Annotated in this window: 8 protein-coding genes; 2 read left to right on the top strand and 6 right to left on the bottom strand. The window is 49.2% G+C overall.

The features are described 5' to 3' along the window. Positions 1–18: 18 nt before the first annotated feature. Positions 19–2,007, bottom strand: coding sequence for a right-handed parallel beta-helix repeat-containing protein (locus tag DWX32_RS12565; protein WP_118660253.1), 1,989 nt, complete (start codon positions 2,005–2,007; stop codon positions 19–21). Between the two features lie 125 nt (positions 2,008–2,132). Continuing rightward, a complete protein-coding gene (locus DWX32_RS12560; protein ID WP_118660251.1) occupies positions 2,133–4,157 on the bottom strand; it encodes a right-handed parallel beta-helix repeat-containing protein in 2,025 nt (674 codons plus the stop codon). A gap of 245 nt (positions 4,158–4,402) precedes the next feature. On the opposite strand from DWX32_RS12560, the gene DWX32_RS12555 reads away from it, so the two are divergent. Further along, a complete protein-coding gene (locus DWX32_RS12555) occupies positions 4,403–5,275 on the top strand; it encodes an AraC family transcriptional regulator (protein WP_118595224.1) in 873 nt (290 codons plus the stop codon). A 1-nt stretch (position 5,276) separates the two neighbouring features. Here DWX32_RS12555 and DWX32_RS12550 read toward each other — a convergent pair whose 3' ends face one another. From DWX32_RS12550 to DWX32_RS12535, 4 genes are all read right to left on the bottom strand, one after another. Continuing rightward, positions 5,277–6,389, bottom strand: a complete 1,113-nt coding sequence (locus tag DWX32_RS12550) for a Gfo/Idh/MocA family protein (RefSeq protein WP_118660249.1) — start codon at positions 6,387–6,389, stop codon at positions 5,277–5,279. Between the two features lie 183 nt (positions 6,390–6,572). Then, a complete protein-coding gene (locus tag DWX32_RS12545; RefSeq protein WP_118660247.1) occupies positions 6,573–10,838 on the bottom strand; it encodes an ABC transporter permease in 4,266 nt (1,421 codons plus the stop codon). 7 nt (positions 10,839–10,845) lie between these two features. Then, the gene (locus DWX32_RS12540; protein ID WP_118660245.1) at positions 10,846–11,550 is read right to left on the bottom strand and encodes an ABC transporter ATP-binding protein; all 705 of its coding nucleotides are present in this window, start codon (positions 11,548–11,550) and stop codon (positions 10,846–10,848) included. Between the two features lie 133 nt (positions 11,551–11,683). Next, positions 11,684–12,292, bottom strand: coding sequence for a nucleoside recognition domain-containing protein (locus DWX32_RS12535; RefSeq protein ID WP_055267272.1), 609 nt, complete (start codon positions 12,290–12,292; stop codon positions 11,684–11,686). 459 nt (positions 12,293–12,751) lie between these two features. On the opposite strand from DWX32_RS12535, the gene DWX32_RS12530 reads away from it, so the two are divergent. Continuing rightward, positions 12,752–13,222: a hypothetical protein gene (locus DWX32_RS12530; RefSeq protein WP_117510709.1), complete on the top strand. Its 471-nt coding sequence runs from the start codon at positions 12,752–12,754 to the stop codon at positions 13,220–13,222. The last annotated feature ends 228 nt before the right edge of the window (positions 13,223–13,450 follow it).

Below are 13,450 nucleotides of genomic sequence, written 5' to 3'. Positions count from 1 at the left end.
GGTAAGTTCTGATTTCTTCTACCACAGAATCTTCTCTGCCTCAGCTCCATCCGCAAACGGTCCCGGCATTGCTGCCACGCCGCGGTGCTCGCCAAGATAGTCCTGATCGAAGATAATCGTGCTTCCGTCCGGATCTTCGAATCTCTGCTCCGGCTCGAAGGCGTATCCTAAAATATCACTGTTGATAATTCCCGTCCGGAAATCCTTCAGGAACTCATACACGTTCGTCTTGATGGAATAGTGGCCGTCTTTTTCCACAAGTTCCACCTTAACCTGGTTCTCGTTATCCATAAGATTCTCTTTTTCATTCACACACGCCTTTGCTCCGTTAAAGTAAGCGTTTCCGTTTACCCAAACCGGCAGATGGCACTTGTTGTGATACGGCTCCAGCTTGCTCATGTCGGCCGGTTTATCCAGCTCAAAGTGGCTGATCCACTCGTCATAGGTCGGATACTCGTCGAACACATGCGTTCCGACCTCCTGGTTATCCTCCATCTTGAAGCCCATGTCCTCAACCGTTTCTGTTTCCTCAACCGGGTAATTCTGGATAAAGATGTTGTTGTAGAACCGGTCATCGCCATGCAGGAATGTCATGAATCCGGCAACCTCGGTACGGTGACGGATGTGATACGGCGTGTAACGGTCTCCTGTTCCGCCGCCAACTGCAGTTAATGAGCCAAGCATCAGATTGTGTACGCAGGCAATACCATCGGTCGCCATACGAACGCTGACCGGTGAGAGCATAATGTTGTTATCGATCAGGGTCGGACCATGGCCAACCTCGATGAAAATATCCTGACTCATCATTGCGCCCTCTGCCTTTGGTGTTCCCTCCGGCGGGCAGTTGTCGTGCAGCAGGTTCTGGGTCAGGCGTGTTCCCTGTGCCTCCCAGTCGCACCAGATGCCCATCGTACAATGATGAATGTGATTTCTTCTCATCACAACATCGATCGCTGCATGCATCTTGATACCGGAAATCTCGGCTCCGCCAAGCTGCTGCATATTGTTGATGTTGTGAATGTGGTTGTCCTCAATGATACTGAACACACCGCCCATCCGTCCGACAATACCGGTCTGCTCACAGTGATGGATGTGGCAGCGGCGGATGATATGGCTTCCGATGTTCTCCTTCGTCCAGCCGTGATACTGGCCGCGGCACACAGCATCACGCTCCATCTGGGTCGGGCTTTTTACGTGTTTTCTGGTAAAGTAATGGTCGTTCTCCGGATCGTAATATTTTCCGAGCGAAATACCGCAGCACTTGCTGTTGCTGACCTCACAGTCCTCAATAATCCATCCCTTCGACCAGTGCGGACCGATCATACCGTCCTGATAAGCAGCCGGCGGCGCCCATGTCGTTGCTGCCTTGCTGACATCAAATCCACTGAACGTAATGTAATTTACGCCTGTTTTCGACGGCATAAAGCAGTTCCGGCGCACGTTGATTTCTACTTTTTCCTCCGTCGGGTTTTTACCCTGGAAGTTTGCGTAGATGACCGTCTGATTTTTCTCTTTGTCCTGCTCGGTATACCATTTGTAAACCGACCACTCCGGCTCCCAGGACGGCGCATAAACCTCGCCCTTGATACACTCCTCGAACGTCTCTGTCTCGTATAACTGGCGGTCATTCAGATAAACCGCGCCGGTATGGCGTACCACCGGTGCAAAATACCAGTCACCGCCGACCATTGTCGTGTATGGGTTATAATTGCCAAAAACTCCGTTGTCTACACGGCATACCCACACATTATCTTTGTAATGCTCCCAGTCATTCATCGTTTCCGCACCGGTGATCTTTGCGCCGAGCGGCTTCTCACTCTTATAGACGATTCTCGCATCCTCGGTTCCGCCGTTGACCGGATCAACATATTCATGGTAAATACCAGGTGCAACCAGAACTTCATCTCCTGCCTTTGCAATTTTTGCCGCATCGTTGATGAACTTGAACGGCATCTCTTTTGTTCCGTTTCCATTCTTCGGAGCGGAATTATTGACATAGTAAATCATTTCTCTATACTCCTTTTTGTTATAGTAAAACCCGAAAACACTGCAAAAAAGGCTGTGACGCAATCATTCACTCTCTGCGGCGCTGAATTTTTTACGCTATTTTTTTGCGGGTCTATAGAATTTCTTTATGATAATGCTTCTTCCGCAGCCTCTTTTGATGCAAACGGGCCCGGCAGCGGATGAATGCCCTGACGGTTTCCGAAGTAGTCATATCGGAACACGATCGGCGTTCCATCCGGATTCTCATATTTCTGTTCCGGCTCAAATGCCATGCCAAGCGTCTCCGTTGAGATCACTGCACAGGCATTCTGCGGCAGATAATCGTAAACATTGGTCTCCAGTTTCCATTTTCCGTTCTCTTCTTTTACACCGATGGTGATTTCATGCTCGGTATCCACTACAGCGTCCTGTTCCTGCTCTGCCGGCTTCGCCCCATTGAAGTAAACGTTGCCGCCAAGCCATACCGGCAGCTTCTCGTAATACAGATCCGGTGACTTTCCGGAGCCCATTCCGCAATAGCCCTCAAATCTTGCCACGTACTCCTCCAATGTCGGATATCCGCTGTACGGTGCGGTTCCTGCTGTCAGATTTCCGTCATCCCACTCATTATCTCCGGTCAGTTTACGGATTTCTTCCATTCCCGCACGAACCGGCTTCTGGATGAAGATATTATTGTAGAACCGGCAGTCACCGTGAAGAACCGTCATAAATCCGTTGATCTCCGTGCGATGCGGCACATGGTACGGTGTGTAGCGTGGCGACGGCAGCTTTTCGGAGCCATTGTTGACACCGCGGCCGACAGCAGTAAACGATCCCGCGATCATGTTATGTACTACCGCAACACCCTGCGTTGCCAGCTTCATCGCGCGGTCCGAAAGCAGTACGTTATTGTCCACCAGTGTCGGTCCGTGGGAAATTTCAATAAAGATATCCTCGCCGATACCGTCCATACCTTCTGGATTTGCATTTTCCTCGTTCGGCAGCGTATTGTCATGGAACAGGTTCTGCGTAACACGTGTGCCCTGTGCCTGCCAGTCGAGCCAGAGGCCTCTCGTACAGTGATGGAAATGGTTTCTTCGAATGATCACATCGATTGCTGCATGCATCTTGATGCCGCCGATCTCCGCACCCGCAAGGTTCTGTTTATTATTGATATGGTGAATGTGGTTATCCTCAATGATCGAGAACACACCACCTAAGTGGCCTACAATACCCGTCTGTCCACAGTCATGGATGTTGCACCGGCGGATGATGTGGCTTCCGATGTTTTCCTTTGTCCATCCCTCCCGCTGCGCCTGGCAGATACAGTCACGCTCCGTCTGTGTGCCATCTTTGAATTTCCATTTGAGCCATTTATTGTCATTGTTCGGCTGTCTGTATTTTCCAAGTGAAATGCCCGAGCACTTCGAATCTGAAATCTCACAATCCTCGATGATCCATCCCTTTGACCAGTGCGGGCCGACCATTCCTTCCTGATATGCCGTCGGCGGAGCCCACTGGGTTGCCGCCTGTTTTACAACAAAGCCGGCCAGCGTGATATAACCGATGCCCTCCTTCGATGGATAAAAGCAATTCTCGCGCACATTAATTTCCACCGTTTCCTCATTCGGGTTTTTCCCCTGGAAATTCACATAGAAAACGGTCTCATTCTTCTCTTCGTCCTGCTCCACATACCAGGTGTAAACCGTGAATGCCTGATCCCAGGATTTTTTATAGATCTCCGGCTTTTTCACCTGATCCAGACTTGTCACCTCATACATAGATTTTCCATTCAGATACACTTCTCCGGTGTGTGCCGTGTAGGATGAGATAAACCAGTCACCGCTGACCAGTGTCGTATATGGATTGTAATCCCCAAACAATCCGTTCGAAACGCGCGCTGTCCACACATCACCTTCCAAATGCTCCCAGTTATCCACAATTTCCGCACCGGTAATCACAGCTTTTCCCGGTTCCACAGAACGGTACACAATTCTTGCATCCTCACATCCCGCATTCGCCGGATCTACATATTCCCGATATACGCCAGGCGCTACAAGCACCTCGTCGCCGGGCATTGCAATTTTTGCCGCCTCGGAAATCGTCTGAAATGGATATTCCTTCTGCCCATTTCCGCTTCGCACAGCATTTCCATCTACATAAATCTGCATTTTTCGCTTACCTCTCACTTCTTCACTTTTCATAAACTTTTATTGTGAATTTTCGCCAAAATCACATCACTCTTTTTCCGATTTCTGCCGTTCTTCACAATTTTCATATCTTAACCATAATACAGATCCTCGTAAAACACTACTTATATATTGCCGATCATTGCCCAGATGTTTCGATTTTTTCTATATTTTTTCTCTCTTCTGTTGTATAATACCGTTTATCAGATACGGAGGATTCTTTTGCCATGAAAAACGATTCGACTTCTTTTTTCGAAAACAATCATTTTGCTAACAGCTATGTTTACGATATCTCTATTTCGCATGTCCCCGCCTATTTCGGTCTGCACTGGCATCACTATATCGAAATTGTGCTTGCACAGGATAACGGCATTATCTATGAAGTAAATGGAGAAACCTTTCCGCTAAAGCCCGGTGATCTTCTTTTTATCTGGCCCGGCGAGCTGCACGCTGTTTCCACAACCAACAGAGAACATCGCCTGATCATGCTTCAGCTCGATGCAGATTTTCTGGAAAAACGCGTGGATTTCCAGTCTGTTGCTTATCTTTTTTATCAGATCCGTCTTCTGAATCAGAACAACTTCCCGGAAATCGAAAAGCTTCGCGGATTTCTGACAGAGCTGCGCAGGCTCTCCCTCTCCGGTATCAGTTTTTCCGAACTGCGCGGATGCGTTCTGCTATATCAGTTTTTTATTCTGCTCGGCGAAAATCTCTCCGTGCCGACCGAAACTGCCGCACCGCAAAAAACAGGCCATTCCGCACAGGTACACCGCCAGATGGTTGCTGCATGTACCTGGATCTCAAGTCACTGCACCGAACCGGTTTCCCTGGAAGAAGCATCAAAAGTCGCCGGATTCTCCCGCTGCCATTTTTCCAAGCTGTTCCGCGCATACACCGGCCTCTCCTTCACGGATTTCGTCACCAGGGAACGGCTCCATATCGCCGAAAACCTGTTAAAAAAACCGGATCTCACGATCACCGAAGTGTCGCTCGAATCCGGTTTTAACAGTATTTCTACGTTTAACAGAGTCTTTTTGAAATCAAAAAATGTAAGCCCTACCGACTTCCGTCAGATGTACCTGCAATCCTATCAGAAATAGGCTATGAATTCGGCATGGTCTCCGGTCTTTCGCAGGTGGATGGAACCTTCTCAAATGCACCCGTTTCCGCACTCTTCATAATCTGATCGATCGTATCGAGTACGTGATATGCCATTTTGGCACTCGCACGGTTTGGTCTGCCCTCGGCAATTGCTTCTGCCATCTCAGACGGGCCAAGACCACGGCTGTTTTCGCTGTAATCAAAGCCATAATGTAAAACTTCCGGAACAGCCTGCTGTGTCCAGTCTTTTACACCCGGAATATAGACAACATCGCCGCCGAAATTGTTCGGATCAACAAGCTTTAAGATACCTTTTTTACCGTAAATGGTGAATACCGCCTGATCATTGATGACGCTGTCACCATTGACGCAGAATGTACCGGTCACACCGTTTTTCATTTCCAGAATGGTAAAGACCTGACTTTCGTTTGTATAGTCAAATTCCTGTCCGTATTCCGGGCTGCCCGGAATGATGTTCACACGCTTCGCCGCAAGGTTTCGCACGGACGATACAACGCGATCCACCGGACCAAAAAGACTCACAATTGCCGTCAGATAATAAACACCGAAATCGTAGCAGATACCGCCGCCCGGCATCCGCAGAAAACGGAAGATGCTCGCCAGCAAATCAAGATCGCGGTTTGCGCATGCTTCGAAAGATGTCACCTCGCCGATCAGCCCGTCGTCGATCGCTTTTCTTGCGGTCTGCAGTGCCGATCCAAGGAAGGTGTCCGGTGCGGAACCGAGATAGAGATGTTTCTCCTCTGCCAGCCCGATCAGTTTCGCTGCCGTTTCCGGTGCGAGGGTCATTGTTTTTTCAGTGTAAACGTGTTTTCCGGCTTCCAGTGCCTGACGGATCAGCCCCTCGTGGGTCGGTGCCGGTGTCAGAATGACTACCATTTCAATCGACGGGTCTGCCAGAATTTCCTCGTAGGTACAGCCCTTGATGCCATACTGCTCTGCTTTCTTTTTCGCATGTTCAAGATGGCCTGCACAGCATGCTGCTACCTCAAGATTCTCAAAGTTATGAATCATGTTCGTCAGATAAATATCACTGATCGCTCCGCAGCCGACAACGCCGACTCTCATTTTTTTCGTTTCTGTTGTTCCCATTTGTAAAAATCCCCTTTACTCTTTGTTTTTTGATTCTGTTCTAATAAAAACCCTTATTTTTTTTATACAACGAAATGTCTGAAAAAACAAGCATTCCGGCTCATATTTCACTTTCAAAATGAAAAAACCACCCACGGTTTCTGCAGATTCTCTGCATCACCGCGGACGGCCTTTTTCTGTTGTTTACTCCACGCTTTTCAGCGATTCAATCATATCAATTTTTCTTAATCGGTAGAACATCATAAAATTGACGAACAGAGCAAACGCCAGGGTAATCAGGGCGCTCCAGCCGTAGCTCCGCGGGAACACGTTTCGTCCGAACATCATCATATCGACCTCGACGGTCTGAATTACGCAATGATGTAAAAACGTTCCAATTCCCATGCCCGCGATAACGCCGAACAGTGTCAGCACCATGTTTTCCCGGTACACGTACGATGCCACCTCGCCGTCGAAGAAGCCGAGCACTTTCAGCGTTGCCAGCTCTCTCTGTCGTTCGGTGATGTTGATGTTGTTCAGGTTGTACAGCACCACAAACGCCAACAGGCCCGCCGATACGATCAGCACCACGATGACGATGTCGAGGGAACGAAGCATGTTGTCAATCTGATCAATCAGGTCGGATGTGAACGAGATTGCCGCTACACCGTCGTACGTCATGATTTTTTCTCCGAGTGCTGTCTCATAATTGCCCGACATGTCCTGATATTTCATCAGAAGCTGGTTGTAGTCCGGCGCTCCGCCGAACAGCTCCTCGTAGAGATCCGGGGCCAAATACAGGTAATGGCGCACGTAGTTTTCGACGATGATCGAAATCTTTACGTCCACAATATCATCGCCTTTTTTCAGCTGAACCGTGTCGCCTGCTTTTACGCCGAGCATCGTTGCTGTCTTTTCGCTGATGGCTGCGCCGCCGTCGGTCGGGAATTCGTAAACTTCTCCGCTTTTCCGGTCTCGGAAGGCATAGAAGTCATTGAAATTCGTCAGTTCTTTCGGCACTTCAAGCACTGCATCCACGGTCTTTTTGTCGGTCTGCAGTTCGATGTTCTGGCAGTACATTTCCAGCAGCTCATCGATGCCGCTGTAGTTTTCCAGATCGGTCTGCAATGCTTCTTTTTCGGATTCATCCACATCTGAATTCAGCACAGCATTCGCCTGATAGGTGAAGAGGCTGACGAACTGGTTTTTCGCAATCGCGGTGATGGAATCCTGAAGGCCGAAACCGACGAGGATCAGACCCATGCATCCGCCGATTCCGATAACGGTCATGAAGAATCGTTTTTTATACCGCACCAGATTCCGCACGGTTGATTTCTGCGTAAAGTTCAGATGTTTCCAGAGTACGCCGATGCGTTCCAGGAAAATCCGTTTGCCGTTTTTCGGTGCTTCCGGCCGCATCAGCTCTGCCGGACCTGCGGCGAGTTCTTTGTAGCATGCCGCGATCGTCGCCACGCCGGTGCAGGCTGCACTCGCCAGAATCGCAAGGCCTCCCTGCTCCCAGTTCAGCAGGGTCATGTAATACGGAAGTCCGGTATACAGCATGCCGTAGGCATTCATAATAACCCAGGGCAGGATTTTTTCTCCAACCACCACGCCCGCGAGAGCGCCGGATACGGTGGAGAGCATCGCGTATGCGAAATATTTAAAGGCGATCACGCCGTCGGAATAGCCGAGGGCTTTTAACGTTCCGATCTGCTGACGCTGTTCCTCGATCATTCGTGTCATCGTCGTCAGGCTGACGAGAGCAGCCACGAGGAAGAAGATAACCGGGAAGAATTTTCCGATATTCGAGATACGGCCGGCATCCTGACCGAAGCTCTCAGTTGACGTTACCTTATTCCGTCCCCAGACGTACCACGTTGGTTTTTTCAGGTCTGCGAGTGTTTTCTCACCGTCCGCAATTTCCTGCTTCGCATCCGCGATTTCTGGTTCGGCGTCGGCTTTTGCTTTTTCATATTCGGCTTTGCCGTCCTCAAGTTCCTTTTCTTTATCGGCAATTTCCTGTTTCGCATCCGCAAGGGAGATTTTTCCGTCGGCGATTTCCTGTTTCGCGTCGGCAAGCTGGGTTTCTCCGTCGGCAATCGTCTGCTTGGCTTCGGCGAGCTGACTTTCTCCATCGGCGATCGTCTGCTTTGCTTCTGCTAACTGGGTTTCGCCATCGGCGATCGTCTGTTTCGCGTCGGCGAGCTGACTTTCTCCACTGGAAATTGTCTGCTTTGCAGCGGCAAGCTGGGCCTCACCCGACTGAATCGTCTGTCGGTACGATGCAATCTGCTGTTCCCCATCAGCAAGCTGGGCTCTGGCAGCCGCAAGCTGAGTTTCTCCGTCTTTTAATTTACTGCGGTTCGTCTCAATCTGAGCTTCTCCGTCGGCAATCGCTGCTTTGGCGGATGCAAGCTGGGCTTCGCCATCCTCAATCTGTTTCTGATAAGCTTCTGCCTGTGCTTCTCCATCCTGAAGCTGGGCAAGAGCCTCTGTAATCTGAGCTTCGCCGCTTTCCAGTTCTTCTTTTGCAGAAGCAATCTGTGCCTCGCCTGCGGCGCATTCCTGCTCTTTTTCTGTTAATTGTGCATCTGCAGCGGCAAGCTGACTTTCTGCGTCGGTAATCTGAGCTTCTGCAGCCGCAAGCCGGGCTTCCGCATCAGCGCTTGCTGCTTCAAACGCTGCGATGTTTTGTTCCAGAAATGTTTTCTGCTCCTGCATCGTGAAAAGCTGCTGTGCTAACTCTGTCTGCTTTGCTTCCAGCGCAGTTTTCTGTTCCAACAGGGATACATATGCTTCATCTTCCTCGGTCAGTCCGTCAAGCTGAGCCTCAATCACCTCGATCTGACCAGTCACTTCTGTCTGCGCAGCCTCCACCACCGGAAGCTGCCTGGAAATCTGGGCTAACTGATCCCTGGCTGTCTCATACTGACTCTTCTGTTCTTCATACGCTGCCTTCTGCGCTTCATACTGTGTGCGTCCTGCAGCGGTTTCTGCTTTCTTGTTGTCCAGTTCCTCGCGTGCAGCGGAAAGCTGTTCCTTTGCAATATTCAATTCCGTTTCTTTTTTGGAAAGCTGCTCTTTTGCAGTATTCAGCTCCGTCTGCTTCCGAGTCAGTTCGGTTTTTGCCGCCGAAAGCTGCGTCATTTTTTCCTCTAACTCTTTTTTGCCGGATGCCAGTTCTGTTTCTTTCTCTGCAAGCTGTGCTTTTCCGTCGGAAAGTTCTTTCGCTTTTGCCTCAAGTGTGGTTTTTCCACTTGCAAGTTCATCGGCTTTCTGATTCAGCTCCGCTTTTCCGCTTTCCAGCTCTGCCGCCTTTGCTTCCAGCGTCGCTTTTCCGCCCGCAAGTTCCGCCTCTTTATCTTTCAGCGTTGCCTTGCCGGATGCCAGTTCCTGCTCTTTATCGGCGATGGTTGCTTTCGCACTGAGAAGTTCCTGCTCTTTGTCTGCAATGGTCTGTTTTCCGTCAAGGAGTTCCTGTTCTTTCTCAGCAATCGTCTGCTTTCCGTCAAGAAGCTCCTGTTCTTTGTCCTTTAACGTCTGTTCGCCGTCGAGAAGTTCCTGCTCTTTGTCCGCAATCGTCACTTTCGCGTCGGCAAGCTGCTGTGCACCGTCATCCAGCTCTGTTTTTGCGTCCGCTAATTTCTGCTCTGCATCAGCGACCTGCTGTTTTGCATCATCAATCTTTTCCTGTCCTTCGGTTTTGACTGCCGTATACCGCCGGTCGCACGCCGCATCCTCGAGCGCTTCAATCTTCGTCTGTACAGCCTTCACCGTCTCATCATACGCATCGCTGTAGCTCGCCTCTTCCTGTGCGCCGTCCGCCTGGACGTAAATCTCTGTATAGAGATCCGAGGTAAATGTCTCCGGAAGCAGCAGTGCAAAACTGTTGATGCTTCCGTTTCCAATCGAGCCCGTTCCCCGGTTCAGCTCCATATAATAAGGGAGCGTCGCCGAACCAACAATCGTAAACGTATCCCCGGTCAGCGAATCTGAGAGCGGATCCTCCGTTCCGGAAGTGAACGTTACCTGATCCCCGATCTCACAGCCGGAACTTTTCAGAAACTGCGTATCAACAAGAATTTCATCCTCTTTCTCCGGCATCCGTCCCTCGACCACGCGCGGCTCATTCACACCGTCCGTCAGCGCAATCAGTTTCACAACCTGCTCGCTCTCGCCGATGTCATGCAGCACTTCCACCGTCTTTCCGCCGTAAACCGCTTTCACGCCGTCCGTCTTCTCGATATCCGCCAGATCATCGTCCGTCAGCCCCAGCGTTCCAAGAACTTTCAAATCCATATAATTTACTTCATCATAATACCGGTCCGCCGAAACCTTCATATCTCCTTCCGCCGACCGGATGCCCGAGAAAAACGCCGCGCCAAGAAGCACGATGAAAAAGACTGACAGAAACCGCCCCTTGTTCTTTGTGATTTCCCGGATAAAGTCTTTTCGAAATGCTCTCATCGTCCACCTACCATTCTATCTCTTCCACCGGCGTCGGGTTCTCATTTGTTTTCATGCCCGCCACTTTTCCGTTTCGGATTTTAATCACGCGGTCCGCCATCGGTGTCAGCGCCGAGTTGTGAGTGATGACAATGACCGTCATTCCCTTCGCCCGGCAGGTATCCTGCAGCAGCTTTAAGATCGCTTTTCCCGTCACATAATCGAGCGCGCCGGTCGGCTCATCGCAGAGCAGCAGTTTCGGATTCTTCGCCAGCGCACGCGCAATCGCCACACGCTGCTGCTCTCCGCCCGAAAGCTGCGCCGGGAAGTTATTCATTCTCTCTTCCAGCCCAACCTCCTCAAGCACCTCCGACGCATCCAGCGGATGCTTACAAATCTGCATCGCCAGCTCCACATTCTCGAGCGCCGTCAGGTTCTGCATCAGATTATAAAACTGAAAAACAAATCCAATATCCTCCCGCCGGTACTGGATCAGCTTCTTGCCGCGGTATTTGCTGATTTCCGCGCCGTCCACCAGCACCTTTCCGGAAGTCGCCGTGTCCATGCCTCCTAAGATATTCAGAACGGTCGTCTTTCCCGCGCCGCTCGGGCCGACAACGATCACAAACTCACCTTTTTCCACATCAAAACTGATTCCATCCGCGGCCTTGATGGTGACTTCACCCATTTTGTATGTCTTGGTTACATCCTGAAGACTCACATATCCTGCCATGCTCTTGTGTTCCTCCTATGTAAAATTCAATATCCCTCATTTCTTTTATTGTACCAAGCCGTTGCCGCGGCGGCTAGTCCTAAGAAGGCGAATTTACTGTTTTTTTATAAATATTCCTGGGCAGACCGCATTCTCAGCTTTTGCATTTCTCCATACATTTGCAGAATAAAACAGCCGCTACCGTGCTTGCTGCCGTCGCTGCCAGTGCCGGTCCGACAATGGCCGTTGGATGCACGCTGCCATACTGGCTGCGGTATGCAATCACGTTGACCGGTATCAGCTGCAGGGAAGAAATATTTAAAATCAGAAAGGTGCACATTTCCCGGTTTGCAGTTCCTTTCGGAACAGCGGCCGGATTTTTGTTTTTCCGCCGTTCCTCTTCCAGCTCTTCGAACTGTTCCATGGCAAGAAGGCCCGGCGGCGTTGCCGCTGCGCCAAGACCGAATACATTACAGATCATATTTGTGGCAGCCGATTGGATGGCCGGGTGATCCGATGGTACCTTTGGAAACAAAAAGCGCATGACCGGTCCCATCTTTTTTACCAGGCTGTCGATCATTCCCGCTTTCCTTGCAATCTCCATCAGCCCGCTCCAAAGGCCCGTCACACCCAGAAGAGAAATTGCCAGCACAACTGCCTCTTTTGAAGCGCGCAGCGCACCGTCTGTCACCTCCGGCAGTTTTCCGCAAAAAGCACCGTAGGCAATGCCAAGAAGAAGCATACCGCTCCAGAGTCTGTTCATGGATTCACCTGCGTTCATCCGTTATCTTTATACGATATGCTTCTTTTCTGTTTTTCATGATATTTTGTTTCAACCCACAGATAAGACGCCGTTGTCACGCCCGCCAGCTTTGTGAACAGCTTTGCCACCGCGGTATCTGTTTTCTGTCATTTCTTTCTTTTGTTCTGTCGTTCACAGCCTCCTGCGCTTCTCTCCATTCCAAAATAAGTTTTGTTTTCCCATAAAATCAATTTTCTTTTAAAAAAATCGGATCATAGGAATCATTAAAAGTTTAATTTATGTTTTCATCTGATTTTTTGTCTAATTTTTATGCCTATTTCATATAGTTTTTCAAATAATAGTATAATAAACACAAATTTTAGCCGGAATCGGATCATTCTATTCCATACCAAAACAACAATCCGATACCCAAAATACAAAAGCGCATCACTTGAAACGCTTGACTTCAGGAGGGAAAATATGAGTGCAAGATTAGTATTAACAGTAAAAGATTCCAATCGAATGGCAAAAGATCTTTCCATGAGCGTCATGGACAAAATGTTTCATCCACTCAAGTACAATAAAATGATGAATTCCAAAGCAAAAATAGGCATCTTTATTGATGACGAAAAAGAAGGAACTTTATATGAGGCATCTAAGACTCCATATGAAATCAGCTTAACTCCTGGCGTTCATCGTATTTCTATGATAGATCCGGCAAAAGACAGCAAAAAAGGGAATGTCAATCTGATGGGGTCCATCATTGGATTTTCTGCAGGCAGCGGCCTCGCAGAACAAATATCCGTCGGCGAAATAGGAAAATCCTTAGCCGGTGCCATGTTTAAAACTGGTGATGGTTACCTGGATCTGGATTTAAAAGACGGAGATATCTTAAAAGTTCAGTGTCAGGCCGGAATTGGCGGAAAAGTATCTATCAAAGTATTAAAATAAGAATTGCCAAAGCATATCATGCAAAGCAATCGGATGACAAGGGAGGCAAAATATTTTTTGCCTCCAACATCATTTTATCAGCAGACACCTGGAGGAAATAAAATATGGACTTTCCTGTTTCGATTCCATGGGAAACTCTTGATCCCGAAATATTACAAAAAGCGATAAATTCAGGTAGTAATTACAGAACCTATTGTGATGAAAAATCATGGGATATTTCTTTTGAAA

The organism is Blautia sp. AF19-13LB, assembly GCF_003479105.1.
Taxonomy (GTDB): domain Bacteria; phylum Bacillota; class Clostridia; order Lachnospirales; family Lachnospiraceae; genus Fusicatenibacter; species Fusicatenibacter saccharivorans.
The sequence above is the reverse complement of the archived record's forward strand: the minus strand, read 5'-3'. Positions and strand labels throughout refer to the sequence as shown.

Bases quoted from the DNA above. Each gene is read 5' to 3' on its own strand.
- DWX32_RS12530 (WP_117510709.1), top strand. From the start codon at position 12,752: ATGAGTGCAAGATTAGTATTAACAGTAAAAGATTCCAATCGAATGGCA.
- DWX32_RS12535 (WP_055267272.1), bottom strand. From the start codon at position 12,292: ATGAACAGACTCTGGAGCGGTATGCTTCTTCTTGGCATTGCCTACGGT.
- DWX32_RS12540 (WP_118660245.1), bottom strand. From the start codon at position 11,550: ATGGCAGGATATGTGAGTCTTCAGGATGTAACCAAGACATACAAAATG.
- DWX32_RS12555 (WP_118595224.1), top strand. From the start codon at position 4,403: ATGAAAAACGATTCGACTTCTTTTTTCGAAAACAATCATTTTGCTAAC.
- DWX32_RS12560 (WP_118660251.1), bottom strand. From the start codon at position 4,157: ATGCAGATTTATGTAGATGGAAATGCTGTGCGAAGCGGAAATGGGCAG.
- DWX32_RS12565 (WP_118660253.1), bottom strand. From the start codon at position 2,007: ATGATTTACTATGTCAATAATTCCGCTCCGAAGAATGGAAACGGAACA.
- DWX32_RS12545 (WP_118660247.1), bottom strand. From the start codon at position 10,838: ATGAGAGCATTTCGAAAAGACTTTATCCGGGAAATCACAAAGAACAAG.
- DWX32_RS12550 (WP_118660249.1), bottom strand. From the start codon at position 6,389: ATGGGAACAACAGAAACGAAAAAAATGAGAGTCGGCGTTGTCGGCTGC.